25 protein-coding genes and 1 tRNA gene are annotated in these 26,105 nt (G+C 73.5%); 11 read left to right on the top strand and 15 right to left on the bottom strand.

The annotated features are described in order from the left end of the window. The first annotated feature begins 2 nt into the window (after positions 1 to 2). Entirely contained in the window at positions 3 to 665 is a 663-nt protein-coding gene (gene msrA / locus GA0070560_RS06470; RefSeq protein ID WP_091292522.1) for a peptide-methionine (S)-S-oxide reductase MsrA, read from the top strand. 80 nt (positions 666 to 745) lie between these two features. Here the strand turns inward: msrA and GA0070560_RS06465 are convergent, their stop codons facing one another. Beyond that, positions 746 to 1,072 carry a hypothetical protein gene (locus GA0070560_RS06465; RefSeq protein WP_091292520.1) on the bottom strand — a complete coding sequence of 109 codons (327 nt, stop codon included), beginning with the start codon at positions 1,070 to 1,072 and terminating at the stop codon, positions 746 to 748. Positions 1,073 to 1,452: 380 nt separating this feature from the next. Here GA0070560_RS06465 and GA0070560_RS06460 point away from each other — a divergent pair, with 380 nt between their 5' ends. The 6 genes from GA0070560_RS06460 to GA0070560_RS06435 all read left to right on the top strand — a co-directional run bounded on the left by GA0070560_RS06460 (position 1,453) and on the right by GA0070560_RS06435 (position 8,998). After that, on the top strand, positions 1,453 to 3,237 hold the full coding sequence (locus tag GA0070560_RS06460) for an N-acetylglutaminylglutamine amidotransferase (RefSeq protein WP_091292519.1): 1,785 nt from the start codon (positions 1,453 to 1,455) through the stop codon (positions 3,235 to 3,237). A gap of 2 nt (positions 3,238 to 3,239) precedes the next feature. Continuing rightward, positions 3,240 to 5,069, top strand: coding sequence for an N-acetylglutaminylglutamine synthetase (gene ngg, locus GA0070560_RS06455; protein WP_091292517.1), 1,830 nt, complete (start codon positions 3,240 to 3,242; stop codon positions 5,067 to 5,069). Further along, positions 5,066 to 6,241 carry an osmoprotectant NAGGN system M42 family peptidase gene (locus tag GA0070560_RS06450; protein ID WP_091292515.1) on the top strand — a complete coding sequence of 392 codons (1,176 nt, stop codon included), beginning with the start codon at positions 5,066 to 5,068 and terminating at the stop codon, positions 6,239 to 6,241. Before ngg ends, GA0070560_RS06450 begins: the two co-directional genes overlap by 4 nt. A gap of 44 nt (positions 6,242 to 6,285) precedes the next feature. Further along, complete coding sequence (locus tag GA0070560_RS06445) at positions 6,286 to 7,242, top strand: helix-turn-helix transcriptional regulator (protein ID WP_091292513.1); 957 nt, start codon at positions 6,286 to 6,288, stop codon at positions 7,240 to 7,242. A 320-nt stretch (positions 7,243 to 7,562) separates the two neighbouring features. After that, positions 7,563 to 8,492: a ribonuclease Z gene (locus GA0070560_RS06440; RefSeq protein WP_091292510.1), complete on the top strand. Its 930-nt coding sequence runs from the start codon at positions 7,563 to 7,565 to the stop codon at positions 8,490 to 8,492. Beyond that, on the top strand, positions 8,489 to 8,998 hold the full coding sequence (locus GA0070560_RS06435; protein ID WP_091292508.1) for a GNAT family N-acetyltransferase: 510 nt from the start codon (positions 8,489 to 8,491) through the stop codon (positions 8,996 to 8,998). Before GA0070560_RS06440 ends, GA0070560_RS06435 begins: the two co-directional genes overlap by 4 nt. A gap of 50 nt (positions 8,999 to 9,048) precedes the next feature. Here the strand turns inward: GA0070560_RS06435 and GA0070560_RS06430 are convergent, their stop codons facing one another. Next, positions 9,049 to 10,419 (bottom strand): cystathionine beta-synthase, encoded by a 1,371-nt coding sequence (locus tag GA0070560_RS06430; protein ID WP_091292505.1) that lies wholly within the window; start codon positions 10,417 to 10,419, stop codon positions 9,049 to 9,051. Positions 10,420 to 10,495: 76 nt separating this feature from the next. Beyond that, on the bottom strand, positions 10,496 to 10,852 hold the full coding sequence (locus tag GA0070560_RS06425) for a YkvA family protein (RefSeq protein ID WP_091292502.1): 357 nt from the start codon (positions 10,850 to 10,852) through the stop codon (positions 10,496 to 10,498). Positions 10,853 to 11,033: 181 nt separating this feature from the next. Between GA0070560_RS06425 and GA0070560_RS06420 the strand changes: the two genes are divergently transcribed. From GA0070560_RS06420 to GA0070560_RS06410, 3 genes are all read left to right on the top strand, one after another. Then, entirely contained in the window at positions 11,034 to 12,086 is a 1,053-nt protein-coding gene (locus tag GA0070560_RS06420) for an SGNH/GDSL hydrolase family protein (RefSeq protein ID WP_091292500.1), read from the top strand. A gap of 156 nt (positions 12,087 to 12,242) precedes the next feature. Further along, positions 12,243 to 13,046, top strand: a complete 804-nt coding sequence (locus tag GA0070560_RS06415) for an SGNH/GDSL hydrolase family protein (RefSeq protein ID WP_091292497.1) — start codon at positions 12,243 to 12,245, stop codon at positions 13,044 to 13,046. Positions 13,047 to 13,129: 83 nt separating this feature from the next. Then, positions 13,130 to 14,392 carry an acetyl-CoA C-acetyltransferase gene (locus tag GA0070560_RS06410; protein ID WP_091292494.1) on the top strand — a complete coding sequence of 421 codons (1,263 nt, stop codon included), beginning with the start codon at positions 13,130 to 13,132 and terminating at the stop codon, positions 14,390 to 14,392. On the opposite strand, the gene GA0070560_RS06405 is transcribed toward GA0070560_RS06410, so the two are convergent. The 3 genes from GA0070560_RS06405 to GA0070560_RS06395 all read right to left on the bottom strand — a co-directional run bounded on the left by GA0070560_RS06405 (position 14,389) and on the right by GA0070560_RS06395 (position 15,893). Further along, on the bottom strand, positions 14,389 to 14,718 hold the full coding sequence (locus tag GA0070560_RS06405; RefSeq protein ID WP_091292492.1) for a hypothetical protein: 330 nt from the start codon (positions 14,716 to 14,718) through the stop codon (positions 14,389 to 14,391). The genes GA0070560_RS06410 and GA0070560_RS06405 overlap by 4 nt on opposite strands. A gap of 163 nt (positions 14,719 to 14,881) precedes the next feature. After that, on the bottom strand, positions 14,882 to 15,703 hold the full coding sequence (locus GA0070560_RS06400) for a Bax inhibitor-1/YccA family protein (protein WP_091292489.1): 822 nt from the start codon (positions 15,701 to 15,703) through the stop codon (positions 14,882 to 14,884). 109 nt (positions 15,704 to 15,812) lie between these two features. Next, positions 15,813 to 15,893, bottom strand: a tRNA-Leu gene (locus tag GA0070560_RS06395). Positions 15,894 to 15,995: 102 nt separating this feature from the next. On the opposite strand from GA0070560_RS06395, the gene GA0070560_RS06390 reads away from it, so the two are divergent. Next, positions 15,996 to 17,831, top strand: a complete 1,836-nt coding sequence (locus GA0070560_RS06390; RefSeq protein ID WP_091292486.1) for a DUF6311 domain-containing protein — start codon at positions 15,996 to 15,998, stop codon at positions 17,829 to 17,831. A 67-nt stretch (positions 17,832 to 17,898) separates the two neighbouring features. On the opposite strand, the gene GA0070560_RS06385 is transcribed toward GA0070560_RS06390, so the two are convergent. The 9 genes from GA0070560_RS06385 to GA0070560_RS29360 all read right to left on the bottom strand — a co-directional run bounded on the left by GA0070560_RS06385 (position 17,899) and on the right by GA0070560_RS29360 (position 25,911). Next, positions 17,899 to 19,251 carry an NAD(P)/FAD-dependent oxidoreductase gene (locus tag GA0070560_RS06385; protein WP_091292484.1) on the bottom strand — a complete coding sequence of 451 codons (1,353 nt, stop codon included), beginning with the start codon at positions 19,249 to 19,251 and terminating at the stop codon, positions 17,899 to 17,901. 102 nt (positions 19,252 to 19,353) lie between these two features. After that, positions 19,354 to 19,914 carry a hypothetical protein gene (locus GA0070560_RS06380; RefSeq protein WP_091292482.1) on the bottom strand — a complete coding sequence of 187 codons (561 nt, stop codon included), beginning with the start codon at positions 19,912 to 19,914 and terminating at the stop codon, positions 19,354 to 19,356. A 55-nt stretch (positions 19,915 to 19,969) separates the two neighbouring features. After that, a complete protein-coding gene (locus GA0070560_RS06375; protein ID WP_091292479.1) occupies positions 19,970 to 21,349 on the bottom strand; it encodes a DUF58 domain-containing protein in 1,380 nt (459 codons plus the stop codon). Next, the gene (locus tag GA0070560_RS06370) at positions 21,346 to 22,353 is read right to left on the bottom strand and encodes an AAA family ATPase (protein WP_091292477.1); all 1,008 of its coding nucleotides are present in this window, start codon (positions 22,351 to 22,353) and stop codon (positions 21,346 to 21,348) included. The genes GA0070560_RS06375 and GA0070560_RS06370 overlap by 4 nt, the downstream gene beginning before the upstream one ends. Continuing rightward, positions 22,350 to 22,937 carry a hypothetical protein gene (locus GA0070560_RS06365; RefSeq protein WP_091292474.1) on the bottom strand — a complete coding sequence of 196 codons (588 nt, stop codon included), beginning with the start codon at positions 22,935 to 22,937 and terminating at the stop codon, positions 22,350 to 22,352. Before GA0070560_RS06365 ends, GA0070560_RS06370 begins: the two co-directional genes overlap by 4 nt. Further along, positions 22,934 to 23,680: a DUF4129 domain-containing protein gene (locus tag GA0070560_RS06360; RefSeq protein ID WP_091292472.1), complete on the bottom strand. Its 747-nt coding sequence runs from the start codon at positions 23,678 to 23,680 to the stop codon at positions 22,934 to 22,936. The genes GA0070560_RS06365 and GA0070560_RS06360 overlap by 4 nt, the downstream gene beginning before the upstream one ends. 17 nt (positions 23,681 to 23,697) lie before the next feature. After that, positions 23,698 to 24,411: a uracil-DNA glycosylase gene (locus GA0070560_RS06355; RefSeq protein ID WP_091292470.1), complete on the bottom strand. Its 714-nt coding sequence runs from the start codon at positions 24,409 to 24,411 to the stop codon at positions 23,698 to 23,700. 19 nt (positions 24,412 to 24,430) lie between these two features. Next, on the bottom strand, positions 24,431 to 25,117 hold the full coding sequence (locus tag GA0070560_RS06350) for a dienelactone hydrolase family protein (RefSeq protein WP_091292467.1): 687 nt from the start codon (positions 25,115 to 25,117) through the stop codon (positions 24,431 to 24,433). Positions 25,118 to 25,320: 203 nt separating this feature from the next. Further along, a complete protein-coding gene (locus tag GA0070560_RS29360; protein WP_245675384.1) occupies positions 25,321 to 25,911 on the bottom strand; it encodes an LppU/SCO3897 family protein in 591 nt (196 codons plus the stop codon). Positions 25,912 to 26,105: the final 194 nt, after the last annotated feature.

The raw sequence follows: 26,105 nt of genomic DNA, 5'->3' as shown, positions 1-26,105 counted from the left end.
CCGTGTTCCTGCGCCGTATGAAGGCCGACATGATCACCCCCGACCAGGCCCTGCCGGGCCGGCCGATCGCCATGCCGATCACCGACCGTCACGAGGTGCTCGGCTCCTCGCTGAAGGGCCCGTTCCCGGCCGGTTCGCAGGTCGCGGTCTTCGGGATGGGCTGTTTCTGGGGCGCCGAGCGACTGTTCTGGACCCTGCCGGGGGTGCTCACCACCTCCGCCGGCTACGCGGGCGGCTACACGGCGAATCCGACGTACGAGGAGGTCTGCTCGGGCCGGACCGGGCACGCCGAGGTGGTCCAGGTGGTCTACGACCCGACGCAGATCAGCTACGAGGACCTGCTCAAGGTCTTCTGGGAGAACCACGACCCGACCCAGGGCATGCGCCAGGGCAACGACGTCGGCACCCAGTACCGCTCGACCATCTACACCACGACCGACGAGCAGCTGGCCACCGCGCAGGCGTCCCGCGACGCGTTCGCCCCGATCGTGGCCCGGGCCGGCAAGGGCGAGATCACCACGGAGATCGCACCGCTCGGTGACTACTTCCTCGCCGAGGACCACCACCAGCAGTACCTGGCAGCGACGAAGAACCCGAACGGGTACTGCAACCACGGCCCGAACGGGCTGAGCTGCCCGGTCGGCGTGGCGCGTACGGCCGGCTGACCGAGACCGGCTCCGCCCGGAAAGGGCGGAGGCAGGTCGACGGGCGCTCGCGTCAGCCTCCACCCGGCCGGCAGCGCCGGTTACCGGTTGCGGTGACGACCCGGTCGCGAAGGACGCGCCGGGTCGTCGAACCGACCCAGCAGGTCCGTCCGCAACCACAACCCGTCCAGCACGAAGCCGATCACGACGAGCACCAGGAACGCCACGCCGAGCGGAAACTCCAGTCGCGGCAGGAGAAGCGCGCCGACGCCGACCGGGTAGGCGAGCACGGACCACACCTTGAACCGCCAGGGCACCGCCCGCGAACGGACGGCGCGCACCAGCACATAGATCCACCAGCCCGCCAGGGCCGCGGACACCAGCCACGGTTCGAGCGCGGCCAGGGTGCCCCGGAATTCGGCCGGCACGAGTCACCCCCTCCGCCGGGAGTTGAGGCTCATCAGGGCCACGATCACCAGCCATCCGCACCAGGTCGTCACGAGCGCGACGAGCCGGCTCCACCTCGTCTCACGGCACCGCCCCTCACTGCCGGCGGTGGGCGGAGCGTAGCCGACCGGCGTCCACTCCTCCGGGTGTCCCGGCTCGACGCCGTCACGTCGGTGCGGTCTTTGTCACACGGGCGACCCGGCCGGATCCTCGCAGCGTGACCTGCACGGACACGGAACGCCAGTGCCCCGGGCGGGATCACGGACCTGGTTGGCGCGGGCGCGGATGATAGCAACCCTGTTACCTGACTGTCATGGTCTCAACAGGCAAATCGCAATACTCTCTGGCAGCATTGCCTGGCATGTGCGGACTGGCTGGGGAGTTCCGACGTGACGGCTCACGCGCCGATGTCGCGGCGGTGGAGCGGATGGCGGCCACGATGAGTGACCGAGGGCCCGACGACAGTGGGGTCTGGTCCCAGGGGCCTGTCGCCCTCGGGCACCGACGTCTGAAGATCATCGACCTGTCGGCGGCGAGCGGCCAACCACTGGTCGACCCGGACGCCGGGCTCACCGGCGTCTTCAACGGCTGCGTCTACAACTACCGCGAGCTGCGCGAGGAGCTGCAGGCCAAGGGCCACCGCTTCTTCTCCAGCGGCGACAGCGAGGTGGTCGTCAAGGCGTACGCCGAGTGGGGGCTCGACTTCGTCGACCACCTGATCGGCATGTTCGCCGTCGCCATCACCGAGCGGGACACCGGCCGGCTGGTGCTGGCCCGGGACCGGCTCGGCATCAAGCCGCTCTACCTGGCCGAGACCCCGGGTGTGGTGCGCTTCGCCAGCACCCTGCCGGCGCTGCTGGCCGGTGGCGGGATCGACACCTCCATCGACCCGGTCGCGCTGGCGCACTACCTCAGCTTCCACAGCATCGTGCCGCCACCGCGCACCATCCTGCGCGGCGTCGCCAAACTCCCCCCGGCCACCGTCCGGGTGTACGAGCCGGACGGCCGTACCCACGAGCGGGTCTACTGGGACCCGGCCTTCACCCGCGCCACCGAGCGCGCCGGCTGGTCCGAGCAGGACTGGCAGGACGCGCTGCTGGAGTCGCTGACCACCGCCGTACGCCGCCGGATGGTCGCCGACGTGCCGGTCGGTGTGCTGCTCTCCGGCGGGCTCGACTCCAGCCTGGTCGTCGCGCTGCTGGCCGGCGAGGGGCAGACCGGTCTGGCCACCTTCTCCATCGGCTTCGACGCCGTCGGCGGTCGGGAGGGCGACGAGTTCGTCTACTCCGACCTGGTCGCGAAGACCTTCGGCACCGACCACCACCAGCTCCGGGTGGCCGCCCAGGACCTGGTGCCGCCGCTGGAGGCGGCCGTGGCGGCGATGAGCGAGCCGATGGTCAGCCACGACTGCGTCGCGTTCTACCTGCTCAGCCAGGAGGTCGCCAAGCACGTCAAGGTGGTCCAGTCAGGCCAGGGCGCGGACGAGATCCTGGGCGGCTACCACTGGTACCCGCCGCTCGCCGGCATCGACCGGGAGCAGGCGCTCGAGACGTACGCCGCGGCGTTCTTCGACCGGGACGCGGCCGGCCTGGCCCGGGTGCTGAACCCGGACTGGCTGGCCGACGGCGACCCGGCGCGGGAGTTCGTCGCCGCGCACCTGGCCCGGGCCGGGGCGGACACCGCGGTCGACGCCGGCCTGCGGATCGACACCCAGATCATGCTCACCGACGACCCGGTGAAGCGGGTCGACAACATGACCATGGCGCACGGGCTGGAGGCCCGGGTGCCGTTCCTCGACCACGAGTTCGTGGAACTCGCCGCGAGCTGCCCGCCGGAGCTGAAGCTGGCCCAGGGCGGCAAGGGCGTGCTCAAGGAGATCGGCCGCCGGGTCCTCCCGCACGAGGTCATCGACCGGCCGAAGGGCTACTTCCCGGTGCCGGGCCTCACCCACCTCGAGGGCAAGCTCCTCGACCGGGTACGCGACGCGCTCTCCGCGCCCGCCGCCCGCCGCCGGGACCTGTTCCGGGCCGACTACGTCGACGCGCTGCTCGCCGATCCGAACGCCGAACTGACCCCGTTGAACGGAAACAAGCTGTGGCAACTGGGACTCCTGGAAATGTGGCTCCAGAGCCACGGAATCGACTGACCGTGACCGAGACGTTGGCGACCGGCGCGGCCCGGACCGACCGGGAGCGGGTGCTGGGCCGACGCCGGGAGCGGGTCGGCCCCGGCGGCGACCCGGTGGCTCCCGGCGCACCCGAACCGCGCGAGCGGACCACCGGCGCGGCGGACGTGGTGCTGGACTGCGGCTGGGGACGGCTGGTCTTCGGGCAGACCTTCACCGACCAGGCGGACGTGGCGGACGTGCTGCGCTCCGAGGCGGCCGGCGCGCGGGACATCTGCATCTACCTGCGCGATCCGCACGTGCTGGTCTCCCGGCTCCCCGACGAGCTGTTCATCGACCCGTCGCTAACCTACCGGCTGCCGCTCGGCGAGCGGCGGCCGGCGGCCATCGACGACGGCGGCGAGGTGCCGGGGCTGGTGATCCGCCCGCTGCGCGACGCCGACGACGCGGACGCGGTGAACCGGATCTACGCGTGCAACGGCATGGTCACCGCGCCGGTCGAGGTGCTGGTGGACAACGCCCGCAGCGACCGTTTCCTGCACCTGGTCGCCGAGGGGAGCACCGGTGAGATCGTCGGCACCATCACCGGGGTGGACCACGTGGCGGTCTTCGCCGACCCGGACGACGGCGCGAGCCTCTGGTGCCTGACCGTCGACTTCAACTCCGCGCCGCCCGGCACCGGCCAGGCGCTGCTCACCGCGCTGGCCGACCGGCTGGACGAACGCGGCCGCGCCTTCGTCGACCTGTCGGTGCTGGCGGAGAACTCCGGCGCGATCCGGCTGTACGAGCGGTTGGGCTTCCACCGCACCAACACGCTCTGCGTGAAGCGGAAGAACCCGATCAACGAGCGGCTCTTCCTGCCCGCCGCCCCTGAGGGCTACGACGAGCTCAACCCGTACGCGAGGATCGTCGCCGACGAGGCGATGCGGCGCGGCATCCGGGTGGAGGTGACCGACGCGCACTGGGGCGAGCTGCGGCTGAGCAACGGCGGCCGGACCGTCCACACCCGGGAGTCGCTGTCGGAGCTGACCTCGGCGGTGGCGATGAGCCGCTGCGACGACAAGCGGGTCACCCGGCGCATCCTCACCGAGGCGGGGCTGTCGGTGCCGCGTGGGCGGACCGCCACCGGCGAGCCGGACGACCTGGCCTTCCTGGAGGACGTCGGCCCGGTCGTGGTCAAGCCGGCCCGGGGCGAGCAGGGCAACGGCATCACCGTCGGCGTACGCACGCCGCAGGCGCTGACCGCGGCGGTGCACCTGGCCCGGCGGTTCTGCCCCGACGTGCTGATCGAGGAGATGCGGGCCGGCGAGGACCTGCGGGTGGTCGTCATCGACCACGAGGTGGTGGCGGCGGCGGTACGCCGGCCGGCGCAGATCACCGGGGACGGTGTCCACGACGTCACCGAGCTGATCGAGCGGCAGAGCCGCCGGCGGGCCGCCGCGACCGGAGGCGAGTCCCGGATCCCGATCGACGACATGACCCGCGAGGTGGTGGCGGAGGCCGGGTACCGGATGCACGACGTGCTGACCGAGGGACAGGTGCTGGCGGTGCGGCGTACCGCGAACCTGCACACCGGTGGGACGATCCATGACGTGACGGCCGAACTGCATCCCACCATCGCCGAGGCCTGCGTGGCGGCGAGCCGGGCGCTGGACATTCCGGTGACCGGGCTCGACCTGCTGGTCGCCTCCCCCGACCGACCCGAGCACGTCTTCATCGAGGCGAACGAACGGCCGGGGCTGGCCAACCACGAGCCCCAGCCGACCGCCGAACGTTTCGTGGACCTGCTCTTCCCCGGCACCCGGGCGCCGCAGCGGCTGTGGAGCCCGGCCGGGCCGGGAGGCGTCGCGTGAGTCTCAAGCCGCTGGAGATCGACCTGGACTATCTGCGCCAGGTGCTGCTGGAGTTGCTGGAGATCCCCAGCCCGTCGGGGCGTACCGACCACGTCCAGCAGTACGTGGGCGAACGCCTCTCCGCCCTCGGGATCCCGTCGACGCTGACCCGGCGCGGGGCGCTCAGCGCCTGCCTGCCGGGCCCCCGGCAGACCGGGGCCGACCGGGCGATCGTGGTGCACACCGACACCATCGGCGGCATGGTGAAACGGCTGAAGGAGAACGGCCGGCTGGAGCTGAAGACGATCGGCACGCACAGCGCCCGGTTCGCCGAGGGCGCGCACGTACGGATCTTCACCGACGACCTGGACCGCGTGATCACCGGCCAGGTGCTCCCGCTCAAGGCCAGCGGGCACCGCTACAACGAGGCCGTCGACCTTCAGGGTGTCGGTTGGGAGCAGGTCGAGGTGCGGGTGGACGAGCCGGTCGAGGACATCGCCGGGCTCCGCGCGCTCGGCATCGACGCGGGCGACTTCGTGGCGTTCCTGCCGAACCCGATGATCACTCCGTCCGGGTACGTCAAGTCGCGGCACCTGGACGACAAGGCCGGTGTGGCCGCGGTGCTGACCGCGCTCAAGGCGATCGTGGACGCCGGGATCACCCCGGTGGTCACCGCGCACCTGCTGGTCACCGTCACCGAGGAGATCGGCCACGGCGCCAGCCACGGCCTCGACCCGGACGTGGCGGAGATCGTCTCGGTGGACGCGGCGGTGGTCGCCCCCGGTCAGCAGTCCCGGGAACACGCGGCGACCCTGGCGATGGGCGACGGCGTGGGCCCGTTCGACTACCACCTGACCCGCAACCTCGCCTCGATCGCGAAGGAGCACGGGGTCGACCTGGTCCGCGACGTCTTCGAGTACTACCGCTCGGACGTGGCGGCGGCGGTCGAGGCGGGCGCGCACGCCCGGGTGGCGCTGCTCGGCTTCGGGGTGGACGCCACCCACGGGCACGAGCGCACCCACCTGGACGGGCTGCGCCACCTCACCCAGTTGCTCTGCCTCTACCTGCAGAGCGACCTGGTCTTCCCGGAGTGGGACGCCGAGCCCGAGGGCGACCTGGCCGACTTCCCGTCGCTGGCGGTGCAGCCGGCAAACGAGGAGGGCCCGCGCGAGGGCCCGATCGGCATCGACTGATTCCAGGTCAGTTCCCGTCCTCGTTCGCTGGCACGCTGACCTTCATGACCGACACCGCCGGGCGGCTGCTCCGGTTGCTCTCCCTGCTCCAGACCCCCCGCGAGTGGCCGGGCAGCGAACTGGCCGAGCGGCTGGCGGTGAGCCCCCGCACGATCCGGCGGGACGTGGACCGGCTGCGCGAACTCGGCTACCCGGTCGAGGCGCGCCTCGGCGTGACCGGCGGTTACCGGCTGGTCGCCGGAGCGGCGATGCCGCCGCTGCTGCTCGACGACGAGGAGGCCGTCGCCGTCGCCGTCGGGCTGCGTACGGCCGCCCGGCAGGCGGTGACCGGCATCGAGGAGGCCGCCCTGCGGGCGCTGACCAAGCTCGACCAGGTGCTGCCGTCCCGGCTGCGGCACCGGGTCCGCAACCTCACCACGGCCACCGTGCCGATGGCGCCGTTCGGCACCCCCGACCCCGTCGACCCTGAGCTGCTCACCACCCTCGCCGCGGCGATCACGGGCCGGCAGCGGGTCCGGTTCGGCTACCGGGGGCACGACGGCGCGCGGAGCCGCCGGCACGTCGACCCGTACCGGTTGGTCTCGGCCGGGCGACGGTGGTACCTGGTCGGGCACGACAACGACCGCGACGACTGGCGGATCTACCGGCTGGACCGGATCGACGGGGCGACGAACACCGGCGCACGGGCCGTGCCCCGGCAGCTCCCGGCCCCGGACGCGGCCACCTACGTGTACGACAGGCTGCTCCGGCTCGCCCCCACCTACCGGGCGGTGGCCACCCTGCACGCGCCGGTCGACCAGGTACGCGAGCGGCTCGGCGACGCCGACCTGGCGCCGGTCGACGCGCGGACCTGCCGGCTCGTCTCGTACACCGACACCCTCGACTGGCTGGCGTTCCGGCTGACCACGCTGGGCTGCGAGGTCGAGGTGCACGAGCCACCCGAACTCCGCGCCCACCTGCGCGAGCTGGGGGCCCGGGCGCTACGCGCCGGCGGCGGCTGACTCCCGCCCGAGCGTGTGATCGAAATCCGTTGCCGCTGCCCCACGGAAGTGGATAGCGTGGCCGTACACGGGAAAGGAGGTGGTCCAGACTTGTATAGCAATCGGACTCGTGAGGTGGCTGTCCGCTAGCCGCTGTCCTCGACAGTGAAGACCCGTCCGCCGCGAGGCGGGCACAGCACCATCGTCGAGACCGTGTGGCAGCGGTGCGGCGAAACCACGACAGCCACCCGACCCCCGGGGTGCCGGCCCAGTCCAGCCGGCCCGCGCGTCAGCGCGGAAGCCCCGGGGGTCGCTTCATGTCAGCAGCGGGAGGAGCCAGCGTGTCGATGCGCGAGCTGGTGGTGCTCGGGACGGCCAGCCAGGCCCCGACCCGGCTGCGCAACCACAACGGGTACGTGCTGCGCTGGGACGACGAGGTGATCCTCTTCGACCCGGGCGAGGGCAGCCAGCGGCAACTGCTGCACACCGGGGTCACCGCCACCGACCTGACCCGGATCTGCGTCACCCACTTCCACGGCGACCACTGCCTCGGCCTGCCCGGCACCATCCAACGGCTCTCCCTCGACCGGGTCACCCGGCCGGTGGCGGTGCACTTCCCGGCCGGCGGCGCCGAGTACTTCGCCCGGCTGCGGCACGCGTCGAGCTTCCACGAGACCGCCGAGCTGGCCGTCGAGCCGATCGAGGCGGACGGACAGCGGATCAGCCTGGGCGTCGGCACGCTGGAGGCCCGCCGGCTGCGACACCCGATCGAGACGTACGGCTACCGGCTGGTCGAGCCGGACGGCTGCCGGATGCTGCCGGAGCGGCTGGCCGCGTACGGCATCGCCGGCCCGGCCGTCGGCGAGTTGCTCCGCGTCGGTCACCTGGACCTCGACGGGCGCCGCGTCACCCGGGACGAGGTGAGCGTGACCCGGCCGGGGCAGCGGTTCGCCTTCGTCATGGACACCGGCCTCTGCGACGGGGTGTACGCCCTCGCCGAGCACGCCGACCTGCTGGTCATCGAGTCGACCTTCCTGGAGTCGGAGGCCGCGCTGGCCGCCGAGGTCGGCCACCTGACCGCCGCGCAGGCCGCGCGGGTGGCCACCGAGTCGGGAGTGCGCACGCTCGTGCTCACCCACTTCTCCCAGCGGTACGCCGACCCGCGGCGCTTCGCCGACGAGGCGCGGGAACACTTCGCCGGGGAGCTGGTGGTCGCCGAGGACCTGACCACCGTGCCGGTCCCGCCCCGGCGGGTAGCCTCGGCCGGGTGACCGTCACGCTGCGTCCCGCGACCGTCGACGACCTGATGGCGGTCGGTGCCCTGCACCAGCGCTCCCGGGTGGCGGCGTACTCGTCGTTCCTGCCGCCCGAGGCGCTGGCCGAGCCGTCGGCGCAGGCGATGGGGGCCTACTGGGTGGAGCGGTGGGGCTGGGAGCGCGACGACCACCGGATGGCCGTGGCCGAGCGGAACGGGCGGCTGGTCGGCTTCAGCTACCTCGGCCCGGACGACGAGGACGACCCGGCCACCGGCCTGCTCAACGCCATCCACCTGGAGCCGGACGAGCGGGGCCGGGGCACCGGCCGGATCCTGATGGTCGACGCGCTGGACACGATGCGCTCCCGTGGGTGGTCCCGCGCCGCGCTCTGGGTGCTGCGGCAGAACGCGCACGCCCGACGCTTCTACCAGCGCGGTGGCTGGGCGGCCACCGGGGCCGTGCGCGACGAGCACGTCGGCCCGGTGGCCGTGCCTCAGCTCCGGTACGCCCGGCTGCTCTGACGACGTCAGGGCCCCTCCCGAACCCGGGAGAGGCCCTGACGGACTTCAGGTCAGCGCGCGCCGAGGTGGGCGAGCAGGTCCTGCCGGGTCAACACGCCCCGGGGCTTGCCGTCGACCAGCACCAGCGCCGCGTCGGACTTCTCCAGCAGGTTGACCGCCTCGCTCACCGGCTGGCCGCCGCCGATCATCGGCAGCGGCTCGGCCATGTGCCGCTCGATGGTGTCGTGCAGGTGCGCCTGGCCGGTGAAGAGCGCGTCGAGCAGGTCCTTCTCGGCGATCGAGCCGGCCACCTCACCGGTGACGACCGGCGGCTCGGCCTTGAGCACCGGAAGCTGGGAGACGCCGTACTCGCGCATGTAGTCGATGGCGTCCCGGACCGTCTCGGTCGGGTGCACGTGCACCAGCTCGGGCAGGCCGCCCGGCTTGTTCGCCAGCGCGTCGGCGACCGTCGGCTCGGTGCCGGAGTTGTCCAGGAAGCCGTACCGGGCCATCCAGCTGTCGTTGAAGATCTTCGACAGGTAGCCCTTGCCGCTGTCCGGCAGCAGCACCACGACCACGTCGTCCGGGCCGGCCTTGCGGGCCACCTCCAGCGCCGCGACCACGGCCATGCCGCAGGAGCCGCCGACCAGCAGGCCCTCCTCGCGGGCCAGCCGCCGGGTCATCTCGAAGGACGCCTTGTCCGAGACCTCGATGATCTCGTCGGCGACGCCCCGGTCGTACGTCTGGGGCCAGAAGTCCTCACCGACGCCCTCGACCAGGTACGGCCGGCCGGTGCCGCCGGAGTAGACCGAGCCCTCCGGGTCCGCCCCGATGACCCTCACCCGGCCCTCGGACGCCTCCTTCAGGTAGCGGCCGATGCCGGAGATGGTGCCCCCGGTGCCGACGCCCGCGACGAAGTGGGTCATCGCCCCCTCGGTCTGCTTCCACAGCTCCGGACCGGTGGTCTCGTAGTGCGAACGCGGGTTCGCCGGGTTGCTGTACTGGTTGGGCTTCCACGCGCCGGGGATCTCCCGGGCCAGCCGGTCGGAGACGTTGTAGTACGAGCGCGGGTCCTCCGGCGCGACGGCGGTCGGGCAGACCACCACCTCGGCGCCGTACGCCCGCAGCACGTCCTGCTTGTCCTGGCTGACCTTGTCCGGGCAGACGAAGACGCACCTGTAGCCTCTGAGCTGGGCGACCAGGGCCAGGCCGACTCCGGTGTTGCCGCTGGTCGGCTCGACGATGGTGCCGCCCGGCTTCAGGATGCCGGCGGCCTCGGCGTCCTCCACCATCCGCAGCGCGATCCGGTCCTTCACCGAACCGCCCGGGTTGAGGTACTCCACCTTCGCCAGGACGGTCGCCCGGATGCCCTCGGTGACGTTACGCAGCCGTACCAGCGGGGTGTTGCCGATCATGTCGACGACGTTGTCGTAGTACTGCACCTCGTTGTGCCCTTCGTTGCGGCGCCGGCGTCGGCTGCCGGGCAGACGTTTTCTTCGCCGCCCAGCGTACGTCCCGTCAGCCGATCACCTGCCCGGGGACTACGGAGCGGCGAGCGGCCTCCCACTCCAGGAAACGCTCCGTCTCGGCCAGCACGCTGCCGGCCAGCCAGGTCACCATGACCGCGTCGTCCAGCAGGCCGAAGACGGTCAGGAACAGCTCCGGCACCACGTCGACCGGGGAGACGACGTACGCCGTCGCCGCTGCCATCAGCGCCAGCCGCAGGCCCCCGTCGTACTCGCCCCTGGCGGTCGCCCGGATCATCCGGGGCAACGCGGCCAGCCGGGCGCCCAGCGACGGGCCACCCCGCGCGCCCGCCGCCAGCGCCCTCGCCAGCGCGGTGAAGGCCGCGCTCCGCTTCAACGTCCTGCCCATCGTCCAGCCCCTCTCGCCGGTCCAAGGGTGACGCGGGCCCGCAAGCCCTCGCCACCTGCGCCCCTGGGCCCGGCCACCCGTCGTCGTCACCCCCACCGGTACCCAGAACCGTCGTCCCTCAGCCACCCGACAGCACGTACGACGACAGCGGCGTGTCGTGCCGGCGCGATACTGTCGCCGTATGGGGGTCGCTGGTTCCGTCGTACCGGTTGGTCCGCGCTGGCAGCGCGTCCGGCAGATCGCCCGGGCCGCGGCGATCGGCACGGGCGCCACCGCGGCGGCCGTGGTCGCGACCGGTGGGGTGCTGCTCGGGCAGGCCCGGCAGGCCCGGCGGACCATCCCGATGGCCGAGGCGCCCCCGCCGCGCTGCGACGGCGTCTACGGTGCGAAGCTGCCCGGCCCGCCGCTGACGATGGTGATCCTCGGTGACTCCTCGGCCGCCAGTTACGGCGTGCACCGGCGGCGGGAGACCCTCGGCGCGTTGCTCGCCACCGGGCTGTCCCGCCGGCTGCGCCGGCAGGTCAGGCTGCACCGCTTCGCCGTGGTGGGTTCCCTGTCTGCCGGGCTGAAGCCGCAGGTCGAGTCGGCGTTGGAGCACGGGCCGGACATCGCGGTGATCCTGATCGGCGGCAACGACGTCACCAACCGCACCCCGCCCGGCCTGGCCGTGCGCTACCTGGTCGACGCGGTCCGCGCGCTACGCGCGGCCGGCTGCGAGGTGGTCGTCGGCACCTGCCCCGATCTGGGCGCGATCCAGCCGATCCAGCCGCCGCTGCGCTGGCTGGCCCGACGGTGGAGCCGGCAGCTCGCCGCCGCCCAGACGGTGGCCGTCGTCGAGGCGGGCGGCTGGACGGTCTCCCTCGGCGACCTGCTCGGCCCCCGCTTCGCGGCGGAGCCGACCCGGATGTTCGCCTGGGACCGGTTCCACCCCTCCGCCGAGGGGTACGCCGTCGCCGCCGCCGCGCTGCTGCCCACCGTGATCTCCGCCCTCGGCGCCAGCCAGGATCGCAGACCTGTCCTCGGCCGCGGTGAGGGCGTACGCTCGCTGCCGCAGGCCGCCCAGGAGGCGGCGCGGCACGCGGGCACCGAGGTCAGCGGCACCCAGGTCCGGGGCCGCGACCGTGGGCCTGCCGGCCGGTGGGCGCAACTGCGCCGGCGGGCCTTCTTCGGCGTCGGCGCGGTGCCGCAACCCGGCACCGCCGCCGACTCACCGACACTGGAGGGAACGGCATGAGCGAACGCAGTGAGCGAATCATCGGGCTCAGCGCGGCTCGGCCTCATGCCGGTCCCGACCGGAGGGAGGGAACGGCATGAGCGAACGCAGTGAGCGAATCATCGGGCTCAGCGCGGCTCGGCCTCATGCCGGTCCCGACCGGAGGGAGGGAACGGCATGAGTGAACGGTCGTCCGGGGCGGAGCTGGCACTCCGACTCGGCAAGGCGGCGGCGGTCTCCCTGGTCGCCGGCACGATCGGCGGGGCCGCGGTGCTCGCCGGGCAGGCTGTGGCGGCGCGCAGTCGCAGCTACGCGCAGCCGGAGCTCGGCCTGGCGCTGCGCGCCACCGTCGGGCGGGCGGGCGCCCCGCCGCTGCGGCTGGTGCTGCTCGGCGACTCCTCCGCCCTCGGCGTCGGCGTGGAACGCTTCGACGAGACCGTGGGCGGTCAGCTCGCCCACCTGCTGGCCGAGGGTCCGACCGGGCGACGGGTGCACCTGTCCAGCGTCGGCGTCTCCGGTTCGCGCTCCACCGACCTCGCCACCCAGGTGGCCCGCGCGCTGCTCGGCGAACGCCCGGACGTCGCGGTCATCCTGATCGGGGCGAACGACGCCACGGCGATGCGCCGTCCGGCCGAGGCGGCGGCGTACCTCGGCTCGGCGGTGCGTCGGCTGCGCGAGGCGCGGGTCGAGGTCGTGGTGGGCACCTGCCCCGATCTCGGCGCCATCCGCGCCGTGGCGCAGCCGCTACGGCAGGTGATCGGCTGGTCGGGCCGGCGGATCGCCCGCGCGCAGACCACGGCGGTGCTGGAGGCCGGCGGCACGGTGGTCGACCTGGCCACCGAGACCGGCCCGGTGTTCCGCGCCGACGCCGGGACGCTCTGCCACGACGGCTTCCACCCCTCCGGAGACGGTTACCGGGTCTGGGCGCACGCCCTGCTCCCGGCGGTCGCCGCCGCAGCCACCGCCGCGTCCCCGCACTGACCGCCGGCAGCGTCGGGCGGGGTGACATTTCCCGCCGGGTGGGCTCCTTCCGCCTTAAGTTACTCGCGAGTTAACGTTGGTTCATGCCGATTGAGTCGTCCCGCGACGCCGTCATCGTCGCCACCGCCCGGTCCCCCATCGGTCGCGCGTTCAAGGGTTCACTGCGCGAGGTCCGCCCGGACGATCTCGCCGCGACCATCGTCCAGGCCGCGCTGGACAAGGTCCCCGGGCTCGACCCGACCGAGATCGACGACCTCTACCTCGGGTGCGGGCTGCCCGGCGGCGAGCAGGGCTTCAACATGGCCCGGGTGGTCGCCACCCTGATGGGCCTGGACGGTCTGCCGGGTGCCACGCTGACCCGCTACTGCGCCTCGTCGCTGCAGACCACCCGGATGGCGATGCACGCCATCCGCGCCGGCGAGGGCGACGTCTTCATCTCCGCCGGGGTGGAGATGGTCTCCCGGTACGCCCGGGGCAACTCCGACACCCTGCCGCCGGAGGCGCAGGCGCTGGTCGGCGGCGGCTGGGAGAACCCGCGCTTCGCCGAGGCCCAGGCGCGCTCGACGCGGCGCGCGGCGGGCGGCGCCGAGGTGTGGACCGACCCGCGTGAGGCCGACGAGCTGCCGGACATCTACCTCACCATGGGGCAGACCGCCGAGAACCTGGCCCAGGCGTACGACGTCACCCGCGAGGACATGGACGCCTTCGGCGTCCGCAGCCAGAACCTCGCCGAGAAGGCGATCGCCGACGGCTTCTGGGCCCGCGAGATCACCCCGGTCACCACCCCGGACGGCACCGTGGTCAGCACCGACGACGGCCCCCGCCCGGGCGTCACCCTGGAGGGTGTGGCCGGGCTCAAGCCGGTCTTCCGCCCGGACGGCCGGATCACCGCCGGCAACTGCTGCCCGCTCAACGACGGCGCCGCCGCCGTGGTGATCATGAGCGCCCAGCGGGCGAAGGACCTCGGCCTCACCCCGCTGGCCCGGATCGTCTCCACCGGCGTGACCGCCCTGTCACCGGAGATCATGGGCCTCGGTCCGGTCGAGGCGTCCAAGCAGGCCCTCGAGCGGGCCGGCATGACCATCGACGACGTCGACCTGGTCGAGATCAACGAGGCGTTCGCCGCGCAGGTGATCCCCTCCTACCGGCAGCTCGGCATCCCGGAGGAGAAGCTCAACGTGATGGGCGGCGCGATCGCGATCGGCCACCCGTTCGGCATGACCGGTGCCCGGATCACCGGCACTCTGCTCAACGCGCTGGAGTGGCACGACCGGACCATCGGCCTGGAGACCATGTGCGTCGGTGGCGGGCAGGGCATGGCGATGGTGCTGGAGCGGCTGAGCTAGCGCGCCCCGAGCGCGTCCCGGGTCGCCGCCACCTCGGCGGCGGCCCGGGCGAGCACCTCCTTCGGCGGCGCGGCCGCGACCAGGTCGGCCGCGACCACCCGGAGCTGGTCGACCAGGGCCAGGTCGTTCGCCAGCCGGGGTACCCGCCGGCGCGGTCCGCCCTCGGCGTCCGCACCCAGGTCGGCGAGCTTCTGCACCAGCCGGTGAAGATGGTCCGCCCGGGACCCGTCGCCGCCGTCGGCGCCCGCCGCCCACCGTGGCTGCTGCCAGTGCCCCACCTGACGGACCAGCAGTCCCACCGTCCGGTCCAGCTCCGTTGCGCTCATCGCCGCCGAGTCTACGGCCGCACCGGGACACCGCCCGCTCAGCGCCGCGGGTGTCACGCTGCCCGGGACGGCCCGGCGGTGGCGGGGAGGGCGGCGGGCGGCGCAGACGACGGCGCCCGCCGCCGCGGGAAGCGGTGGCGGGCGCCGGGTGGCGGCTGAGGCGTCAGTCGTCGCCCTGGAAGTAGCTGATCAGCCGGAGCAGCTCCAGGTAGAGCCAGACCAGGCTGACCACGATGCCGAACGCGGCCGTCCAGGAATAGCGGGCCGGCAGCCCCATCCGGACGCCGTCCTCGACCTCCTTGAAGCTCAGCACGAAGCTGAGCGCGGCGACCACGATGGCGACCAGGCTGAAGCCGATGGCCAGCGGGCTGCCGTCGCGCAGGCCGGTGTTGACGCCGAAGAGCGCCAGCACAAAGTTGATCATCATGACGGCGAAGAGACCGGCCATCACGGCGATCATGCCCTTGACGAACTTCGGCGTCGCCCGGATGACCCGCGCCTTGTAGAGCATGGTCATCACGAAGAAGACACCGAAGGTGGCCACCACGGCCTGGAGCACGACGCCGTCGTACCGCGTCTCGAACACCTTGCTGACCAGGCCGACGAAGGCGCCCTCGACCACCGCGTACGCGATGACCAGCGCCGGGTTCGCCATCCGGGAGAACGAGATGACCAGGCCGAGGGCCAGGCCGACCATGGCGGCACCGATCCAGGCGACACCGAGCAGGGCGTCGGGAACCAGCACCCAGGCGGCCGCGGCGGAGACGCCGAGGATGCCCAGGAGGGCGACGGTCTTGACGACCACGTCGTCGAGCGTCATGGTGCCGGTCGCCGCCGGGGCGACCGGGGAGCCGGGCTGACCCGGGTACTGCTGCGGAATGCCGGGCTGGCCGTAACCGTACTGCCCGGGCTGGGCGTACCCGGCGGAACGCTCCCGCTCGGCCGCCTGGCCGAGCCGGGCGAGCACCGGGTTCGAGGTCTTCACTTTCAGGCCTCCCTCAGGGGGTCGTCGCACGTCCGACGTGCTCTTCCAGGGTACGGGTACAGGCCACGCCGCGCCGCACGGCAGGCTGTGGGAAAGCTGAGAGTCTCGGTGCCCGGGGCGGGGGTCGAACCCGCACGCCTTGCGGCAGCCGCTTTTAAGGCGGCCGTGTCTGCCGTTCCACCACCCGGGCGAGGGACACCGGCGTGCCGACACGCGGCGGTGCAGTGCCACCGTAACCGTTCCCCGGTCACCCGGCGTACCCGGTGACCGCCGCCGCACTAGGGTCGAGCGCGTGACCAGCGCAGCCCGTACGGCGCCCGGCGCCGACCCCGACCTGGCTGTCGGCCTCACCGCACCGGCCGCGGCCGGCTCCCGCACCGACCGCCGGCTGGCCTTCCTCCTCCGGCACCGGGTCGACCTGACGGTCGGCCTGGGCTTCGTCCTGCTCGCCGGCTGGCTCACCCACGGGCTCTGGCCCGACCCCGGCGGCCGGGTGCTGGCCCTCAACCCGGCGGACCAGACCCTCTACGAATGGTTCCTGGCCGTCGACGCGCGGGTGCTGCGAGGCGACTTCGGCCTGCTCACCGACCGGCTCAACGCCCCGGACGGGGTGAACCTGATGACCAACACCACGGTCATCGCGCTCGGGGTGCTGCTCGCCCCGGTCACCCTGCTCCTCGGCGCGCCGGTCACCTTCGCCCTGCTGGTCGCCGTCAACCTGGCCGGCACCGCGATCGCCTGGTACCTGCTCTTCACCCGGACCCTGCACGCCCGCCGGCTCGCCGCCGCGCTGGGCGCCGGGCTCTGCGGCTTCGGCCCCGGCATGGTGTCGCAGTCCAACAGCCACCTGCACATGACGGCGCAGTGGCTGGTGCCGGTGATCGTCTGGCTGGTCGTCCGGCTGCTGCGGGCCGCCGCCCCGGGGCCGCGGTCGCTCGGTCGGGCCGACCGGCGGCGACTGGTCACCTCGGCGGTCGGGCTGGCCACGGCGGTCACCGCGCAGGTCTTCGTCGGCGAGGAGGTGCTCTTCCTCGCCGCGGTGACCCTGCTGGTGATGGCCGTCGCGTACGGCTTCGCCGACCGGAAGCTGCTACGGCGGGCGCTGCCCGGCTTCGCCGGCGGGATGCTGATCGCCACCGGACTGGCCCTGGTCGTCCTCGGCTACCCGCTGTGGTTCCAGTTCGCTGGCCCACAGGGCGTGGCGGACGGCATGTTCAGCCCGCACCACTTCTCGGCCGACCTGCGCAGCTGGTGGACGATCTCCCCGCTGTCGGTGGTCGGCGACGACGCCTCGGCCCGACTCACCACCGGCCCGGCCGAGTACAACACCTTCCTCGGGGCGCCCCTGCTGCTGGTCACCGCCGCCTGCGCGCTCTGGCTGCGCCGCCGGCCACTGGTGGTCGCCTGCGCCGCCGGGGCGCTGGTGACCGGGGCGCTGTCGCTCGGGCCGCAGGTCGTCCTCGACGGCGACCCCAGCCCGGTGCCCGGGCCGTACGCGCTGCTCGCCGGGCTGCCGGTGGTCGACGGCGCGCTGCCGATGCGGTTCGCCCTGGCCGTGCTGCCGCTGGCCGGCACGCTGCTGGTGCTCGCCGTGGACCGGGCCCTGCGCGCCCCCGGCCGGGTCCGGCTGCTGGTCCCGGCCGCCGTCGGGGCGGCCCTGCTCACGGTCTTCCCCGCTCCCCTGCCGACCACCTTCCGGCCGGCGTTGCCCGAGTTCGTCACCGGGGGCCACTGGCGCGACTGCGTACGCCCCGGCGGCGTGCTGGTGCCGGTGCCGGCGGCCACCCCGAGCCAGCCGTGGCCGATGCGCTGGGCGACGGCGGCGGACGCGGAGTTCGGCCTGCCGGAGGGCTTCTTCATCGGCCCGCACGGCCGCGACGGCTCGGCCGCGATGGGCACCTTCAAGCAGCCCACCTCGGCGCTGCTGGCGGACGTGGCGAAGCGGGGCACCGAGCCGGTGATCGGCGAGGAGCAGCGGCGGCAGGCCCGCGAGGACGCCGACTTCTGGGGCGCGTCCTGCGTGGCGGTGACCGACGACGCCCCGCACGCGGAGAGTCTGCGCCGCACGCTGGTGCAGCTCTACGGCCCGGGGACCCGGATCGCGGACGCCTGGACCTGGCGGGTCTGACCGGATCGCCGACGACGAAGGGCCCCTCCCGTGCCCCGGGAAGGACCCTGTCGGCGTGCGGGTCGGGTCAGACCGGCTTGCCGGTGCCCACCGGCTGCTTCCTGGCCGGCGGCGCGGACGCCTCGACGAACTCCTCACGCGGGTCGTGCAGCTGGCCGAGGGCGACGACCTCACGCTTGAGGAAGAACGCGAGCGTCCAGTCGACCACGACCCGGACCTTGCGGTTGAACGACGGGATCCGGCTCATGTGGTACGTCCGGTGCATGAACCACGCCGGCCAGCCGGTCATCTTGACGCCGTACACCTGGGCGACGCCCTTGTACAGGCCGAGGCTGGCCACGCTGCCCGCGTGCTTGTGCTTGTAGTTGACCGGCGCACGCCCGCGGATGACGTTCGCGATGTTGTCGGCCATCCGGCCGGCCTGGCGCACCGCGTGCTGCGCGCTCGGCGAGCAGAAGTCGCCCGGCTCCTTGGTGAGGTCCGGCACGGCTGCGCAGTCGCCCGCGCTCCACGCCCCCTCGACCACCGTGTCGCCGTCGACGACCTGCAACGTCGGCAGGCAGGTGACCCGCCGCCGGTCGTCACGCGGGAAGTCCGTCGCGTCCAGCATCGGCGAGGGCTTCACGCCGGCCGTCCAGACGATCGTGTCGGCCTTGAAGCTGTCACCGTCGGAGAGCTTCACCACGCCGTCGACGCAGGACTCCAGCCGGGTGCCCAGCCGGATGTCCATGTTGCGCTTGAGCAGCTGCTGCACCGTGTAGGCGCCCATGTCCCGGTCGACCTCCGGCAGCACCCGCTGGGTCGCCTCGACCAGCACCCAGCGCATGTCCTCGGGCTTGAGCTCCGGGTAGTAGCGCAGGGCGTCGCGGGCCATGTCCTCCATCTCGGCGAGCGCCTCGATGCCGGCGTAACCGCCACCGACGAAGACGAAGGTCAGCGCGTTGCGGCGGACCACCGGGTCGACCGTGGCGGCCGCCACGTCCAGCCGGTCCAGCACGTGGTTGCGCAGGTAGATCGCCTCGCCGATGGTCTTGAAGCCGATCCCGTGCTCGTGCAGGCCGGGGATGGGCAGCGTCCGGGAGACCGAGCCGGGGGCCACCACGACATGGTCGTACTGGATCTCCCGGGTCGGGCCGCTGATCGGCTGCACCACCGCCGTCCTGCGAGCGTGGTCGATCCGCGTCACCGCGCCCACCAGGACCTTGCACTTGCGCAACTCACGCCGCAGCGGCACCACGGAATGCCGGGGCGAGATGTTGCCCGCCGACGCCTCGGGGAGGAACGGCTGGTAGGTCATGTGCGGCTGCGGGTCGACGACGACGACCTCGGCCTCACGGGAGCTCAGCTTCTTGGACAGGCGCAGAGCGGCGTACAGGCCGACGTGCCCGGCACCCACGACAAGGATCCGCTTCGGATTCACGTCATCCATCTTTCCCTCAGCGGCCCGGCTAATCCCGTCCGAGACCCCCTTCTGTGATGGAGCACAACCCTTGTGACCTGCGCGACGTCCCTCCCCGTCCCGCTATCTGCGACGCAACAGCCACCCCAGCAGCCCGCTCAGCACCACCGCCACCAGCAGCCCGGCCACCGTCGCCGCCTGGAACCCGTCGGACCCGCCGATCTCGCCCAACCAGGCCAGGACGACCCCGACCACCGACGTGGCGAGGACCACTGCGGCAGCCCGGGTGAGCCAGCCCACCAGCACGTCCGGGTCGACGACCGCGTCGTACGGCAGCACCGCGGCGAGCGCGCAGAGGGTGTGCCCGAGGTAGAGGGTCGCGGCCACGGCGAGTAGCCGCCAGAGCGCGATCGGGCGGTCGTACCCGGCGGAGGCGACCACCCAGCCGGCCACCGTGACCAGGGCGGCGAAGGTCGGCCACACCCGGCGCGGCCCTGCCGCCGGCAGCACCGCCACCACGGTGAGGGCGAGCAGCGCCCGCGCGTTGAACAGTTGCGCCGGGTACGCCAGCAGCAGACCGGCCCACACCACCACGAAGATGCCGAGACGCACCAGCAGGGCCGTCGGGCTCACCCGGTTCACCGCGGCACGCACCGCCTTCGCCCGCTCGGCGACGACATTCATCGGTGCCAGCCTTCGTTCGCGACTGCGGGAGTCCGCTGCGCTGCCTTCCTCGTGCTCACCGGACACCCACCCTCGGGGCGGTGGCCAGCCGGGCCACGTCACGCAGCACCTGGTCGAGGCTGCCCGTGCCGGCCCACGGCACCACCGGCACGCCGTGCTCACGGAGCTGGGCGATCATCGTGTCCCGGTCCAGCCGCCACAACCGGTACGCCACCGGCGCCCAGCCCTTGTCGCCGGGAGGCGGGAGGTCGACCGGCAGAGTGTCCACGGCCACCACGAACCGGCCACCCCGGGCCAGCCGGGCCAGCATCTGCGCCGACCGCTCGTCCAGCAGCGGGGTGAGCACCACCACCAGCGCGTCCGCGGAGAGCAGTTGCGGGCCGAAGACCTGGTCGTACGGCTCGTGCGGGGAGGACTCGGCGTGGGTGTCGAGCAACCACTCCAGCACGGTCAGGTACTGCCGTCGTCCGGTGGCCGGACGCAGCCGGCGGGCCGCCGGCCCGTACTCCAGCATCGCCACCCGGTCACCGCGGTGCAGGTAGTGCTCGGCGATCGCGGCGGCGGCCCGGACCGTGGTGTCCAGTACGGACGCCGCGCCCTTCACCCCGCCGGAGCGGCCCGCCTCGGCGAGCACGTCGAGCAGCACCACCACCTCGGCGTCCCGGTCGGAGAGGGTGGCCGCCACATGCAGTTGCCGGGCCCGCAGCGACACCCGCCAGTCGATCCGGCGCAGCCGGTCGCCCGGCGCGAACACCCGTACGCCGGCCAGCTCGCCGCCCTCGCCCGGCCGGCGGGAGTGGTGCGCGCCGACCAGCCCGGCGGCCCGGGGCATCGCCTCCACCGCCTCGAACGCCTCGGTCATCGGGTAGACCCGCATCTTCACCGGCTCGGTGATGACCGCGCGGGAGACCAGCAGCCCGTCCGCGGCGGCGACCCGGGCACCGGCCGGGCCGATCGGGTGCCGGCCCCACCGCAGCGCGGTGCCGGTCAGCTCCAGGTCGACGGCGGCCCCGGTGGGGATGGCGGTGACGAAGGGGCGGTCCGCGCCGCCGGAACGGCTGACGTCCACCCCGGCGCCGCCGAAGCCGACCCGCTCGACCCGCAGCCAGGGCGATACCCGGGTCCGCACCACGGCCAGGTGGTACGGGACGGTGTCCGGGTTGCCGACGCTGACCGTGCCGGCCAGCGCACCGCCCTCGACCAGATGCGCGTCCTCGGCGGTGATCTCGAGCTGCGGGGCGGCGACCGGGCGGCGGCGCAACGCGTACGCGGTGCCGAGCGCGAACGGCGTGGCGAGCACCACCAGGTCGGCCCGGCCGAGCAGCACGGCGGCGATCAGCAGCAGCCCGGTGAGCAGCACCGCCCGGCCCAGCGCCCAGGTCGGCGCCCAGCCCGCCGCGGGCTCCTGCCCGTCCTCGATGGGCACGGCCGTCAGCGCCCGGCTCGCCCGGCCGCGTGGCTGGGCAGCGCGCCGCTGGCCGGGGCGGGGGTCTGCTCCAGCACCTCACCGACCACGAAGGACGGATCGACCCGGCGCAGCCACATCTCCGGTCGCAGGGTGATCCGGTGCGCCAGCGCCGACGCCGCCACCTCCTTGACGTCCTCCGGGACCACGTAGTCGCGCCCGGCGAAGACCGCCCGGACGCGGGAGAGCAGCAGCAGCGCCAGCGAGCCACGCGGGGACGCCCCCACCAGCACCGACGGGTGCTCCCGGGTGGCCGCGGTCAGGTCGACGATGTACCGGCCGACGGAGTCCTCGACCACCACGTCCTCCAGCGCGGCCTGCATGGCGCGCAGCGTGGCCGCGTCGACCACCGGCTTGATCTCGGCCTCCTCGCGGCGGCGGGCCATCCGCCGGCGCAGCACGTCCCACTCCTCCTCGCGCTGCGGGTAGCCGAACGACACCCGCAGCAGGAACCGGTCCAGCTGCGCCTCCGGCAGCGGGTAGGTGCCCTCGTACTCGATCGGGTTGGCGGTGGCGAGCACGTGGAACGGCTCGTCCAGCTTGTAGGTGACGCCCTCCACGGAGACCTGCTTCTCCTGCATCGCCTCCAGCAGCGCCGACTGGGTCTTCGGCGGCGTCCGGTTGATCTCGTCGGCCAGCAGCAGGTTGGTGAAGACCGGACCGGCGCGGAACGAGAAGTCGCCGCTGCGCTGGTCGTAGAGGAATGAGCCGGTGACGTCGGCCGGGAGCAGGTCGGGGGTGAACTGCAGGCGGCGGAAGTCCAGCCCGAGCGCCTGGGCGAAGGACCGCGCGGTCAGCGTCTTGCCGAGGCCGGGCAGGTCCTCCAGCAGCACGTGTCCGCCGGCCAGGATGCCGGCGAGCACCAGCTCCAGCGCCTCCCGCTTGCCGACCACGACCTGACCGACCGCGTCCAGCACCGCCCGGGCCAGGTGGCCCACCTCGGTGGCGGGGATGGTGCGGTCCACGTCGTTCATATCTTCTCCAGTTCGGCGACGATCGCCGCGAGGTCGCGCGGCGACGGGGGGCGTCGGGAGGGGGTGTCGAGGAACGTCCACAGCGGCTCCCCGAGCAGGGCGCGGGCCCGGGTCGGGTCGGATTCGCGGGTCACCCCGTGCCGCTGGCGCAGCCGCTCGTCGGCCAGCTCGCCGAGGCGGGGCAGGATCCGTTCGGTGAACCGCTCGCGGTTGGCGGACGACCAGTCCAGCGGCCGTTCCCAGCCGTTGATGGCGGCACGCAGGGCGTCGCGGGCACCCCAGTTCCATCCGCCGGGTTCCTCCCCGGCCGGGGCGCGGACGCCGGACCGGGACGGGGGCGGCGGGGAGAGCGCGGCCGTGACCCGGCGCACGGCGAGGACCGCGAGCACGCCGGCCACGACGATCCAGACCGAGAGCTGGAGGCCGACGGCGCGCAGGCAGACCAGGACGACGGCGGTCGCCGCGGCGGCCACCGCGAGGGTACGGAACACCGTCCGGGCCCGTCCGCCCCGCGTACGACCGGCCCGGGGCGGGGCCTCCTCCTCGAAGCTGAGCAGGTCGTCGAGGCCGGTCCGCTCGCTCATGCCGGCACCTCGTCGGCGGTGGCGGTGGCGAGGGCGGCCAGCTCGCCGCGCAGCCGGCGCAACGCGGCCCGGGCCTGGTCGCGCATCCGCGCGTCCACGGTGTGGGTGGCGTAGCGTGCCTCGCGGTAGACGTGGGCGAACTCCGCCAGCACGTCGGCGCTGGCGATCGCCGGGACCCCGGCGGCCGGGTCGCCCCGGAGCAGCCGGGTGACCAGGTCGGTCGGGGTGTCCCCGGTGCGGCGCGGCACCCCGGCCTCGGTGGCGGCCTCCTCCAGGCGTACCCAGCAGGCGATGACCGCGGTACGCGGGTCGGTGTCGGCGTCGTCCAGCTCGACCAGGCCGGCGTCGAGGGCGGCGACCACCTCCCGGGCGGTGCCCTCGGCGGTGCGCCGGGTCCGGGCCACCGGCACCGCGCGGGTCCTCCGGCGCAGCGCGCCGCGCAGCAGCGTCCAGGTCAGGTAGCCGAGGGCGGCCAGGACGGCGAGGCCGAGCAGCACGATCGCCACGGTCGCGATCCACTGCGGCACGTCGGCCTGGGTCCGCTCGGCGCCGGTCCGCGGCTCGACCGGGATCGAGGGGGCCGGCTCACCGGCCGGGTACTCCGGGACGTACGGGATGTTGTCGGCGACCGGCGGGATACGGCTGGCGCCGATCGAGGAGTTGCCGGCGGCGAGCGCCGCGGCGGCGAGCAGCATGACCACCACGGCGACGGGCCACCACCTGCGCAGCACGCCGAGGTCCATCGCCACCGCCCCACGCTTCAGTCCACCCCGGCGAGTTGTTTCGCCCGGGCGAACACGTCGTCCAGCATCCCTGGTGTCAGCCGTCCCGTGAACGTGTTCTGCTGGCTGACGTGGTAGCAGCCGAGCAGCTCGGGGGCGGCCGTCCCGGACCAGTGTGCCCCATGGCCGAAGACCGGTCGCGGGCTGGGCGGGCGGACGCCGTACACCTGCCGCAGCGTCGGCCACCACGCGGCCCAGGCGAAGGCACCCAGCGCCACCACCACGCGCAGGGTGGGCCGGATCAGCGCCACCTCGCGGTGCAGCCAGGGGGCGCAGGTGTCCCGTTCGGCCGGGGTGGGCTTGTTGTCCGGTGGCGCGCAGCGCACCGCGGAGAAGATACGCAGGTCGCGCAGGGTCAATCCGTCGGCGGCGGCGACGCTGGTCGGCTGGTTGGCCAGGCCGGCGCGGTGCAGCGCGGCGAAGAGCACGTCGCCGGAGCGGTCCCCGGTGAAGATGCGGCCGGTGCGGTTGCCACCGTGCGCGGCCGGGGCCAGGCCGAGGATGGCGATCCGGGCGTCCGGCGTGCCGAAGCCGGGGACCGGGCGTCCCCAGTAGTCCTGGTCCCGGAAGGCCGCCCGCTTCGTCCGGGCGACCTCCTCCCGCCAGGTGACCAGGCGCGGGCAGGCGAAGCAGTCGCTGACCGCGCCGTCGAGGTCGGCCAGGTCGGTCGCCCGCGCGGCGCGGGCGACCACCTCGTCGGGGGTACGGGCCTCAGCCAAGCTTGGCCCGGAAGAGTTCGAGGCTACGGGCCCAGGCGGTGGCGGCGGCACGCTGGTCGAAGTTCTCCGGCCGGTCCTCGTTGAAGAAGGCGTGCGCGGTGCCCGGGTAGTCGTACGTCTGGCAGGTGCCGCCGGCGGTCTCGACGGCCCGCCGGACGGTCTGCACCCCCTCGTCGGCGGAGGTGCCGTCCGCCTCCGCGCAGTGGATGACGGCGGCCTTGCCCGCGTAGTCGGTCCACTCGGGGCGCATGCCCTCCCACGGCAGACGGGGGTAGAAGGCGGCGGTGGCGACGATCCGCTCGGAGCGGGTGGCCGCCCAGAGGGCCAGGCTGGCCCCGGCGCAGAATCCGACGCAGCCGACCTTGCCGGCGACCTCGGGACGACCGGCCAGGTAGTCGGCCGCACCGGCGATGTCCGCCGCCGCCTCGTCCATCTGGACGCTGTTCAGCATCTGCCGCGGCTCACTCGGCCGGCTCGCCGACTGGCCGTGCCGGAAGTCCGGGGCGAGGGCGACGAAGCCCGCCTCGGCGAAACGGTCCACGACCGACCGTACGTGGGAGACGAGCCCCCACCAGTCCTGGATGACGATGACCGCAGGGCTGGCCGCACCGGTGGAGGGTATCGCGAGATACCCCTCGCGCGTCCCTCCGTTGCCGGTGTAGCTCACCATCTCGCCCATTGGTCTGTCCTCCTGACGGTCAGTCATCGTTGGCTGGTCGCCCAGTGGTCGTACGTGCCGGTAGCCTGCCACGCCGTGACCGCGCCGGGAAGACGCGAGAACAGTGGCATATACCTCCCGTTCACCAGGCGGGGAGCGGGAAGACGCCGACGGCGGCACGGAGTCCTTCCCGCGCCGCCGTCGGCGGTGTCCGACCGGTGCCGTCAGGTGCGCCTGGTCAGGCAGAGCAGGTAGCCCGTCTCCCCCGGGGCGATGTTGTAGAAGACGTAGCCGTCCTCGCCGGGCTTGACGAACGGCTCGCACGCCCGGCCGGAACGTGCCTGCTCCTGGGTCTGGTCGGTGACCCGGCCGGCCACCGTGTACGCGGCGTCGGCGGAGCCGCAGTCGACCACCGCGACGTCCCGGACCGTCCGCTCCTCCGTGCCGCTGACCTGCGGCAGATCGGTCAGGCAGTCACCGGCCTTCGCGCCGGCCACCGGGTCGGGGCGGAGCAGGTCGGCCAGCGCCGCGCCGGCGCCGAACTTCAACCCGGCGACGACGAGCACCCCGACCACCGCGGCGACGACGGTGAGGATCTTCGCCACGGCCAGCACCGGCCGCACGGCCCCGCTCGACTCCGTCTCCGGGTCGTCGGTGTCCACCTGTGTCCCGCCCGATTCCGTCTCCGGGTCGTCGGTGTCCACCCGGGTGCCGGCCGGGGACGGCTCCGGTCCGGGGTGGGTGACCTGCGCTGCCGGTTCCCCGGCCGGTGGTCCTGCCGGGGAACCGGCGGGCGGTGCGACCTGCTCGGACAATGACGTTCCTTCCCGTGGGGTCAGTGAGCAGACGACACCGTAGCCACCAAGATCGAAAAGGGTTGTCCCGTCGGGCTCATCCGTTCAGCCATTTCCGGGGGTCGATACTCACCGGGTCGGCTCCGGGGCGGGCGGGGCGGACGTGGGGGCCGGACCGACGGACGCGGTCGCGCTGGCGCCGGGCGTCGCCGCGT

This window comes from Micromonospora halophytica (assembly GCF_900090245.1).
GTDB classification, from domain to species: domain Bacteria; phylum Actinomycetota; class Actinomycetes; order Mycobacteriales; family Micromonosporaceae; genus Micromonospora; species Micromonospora halophytica.
This window is presented reverse-complemented; position numbering and strand designations above follow the sequence as displayed.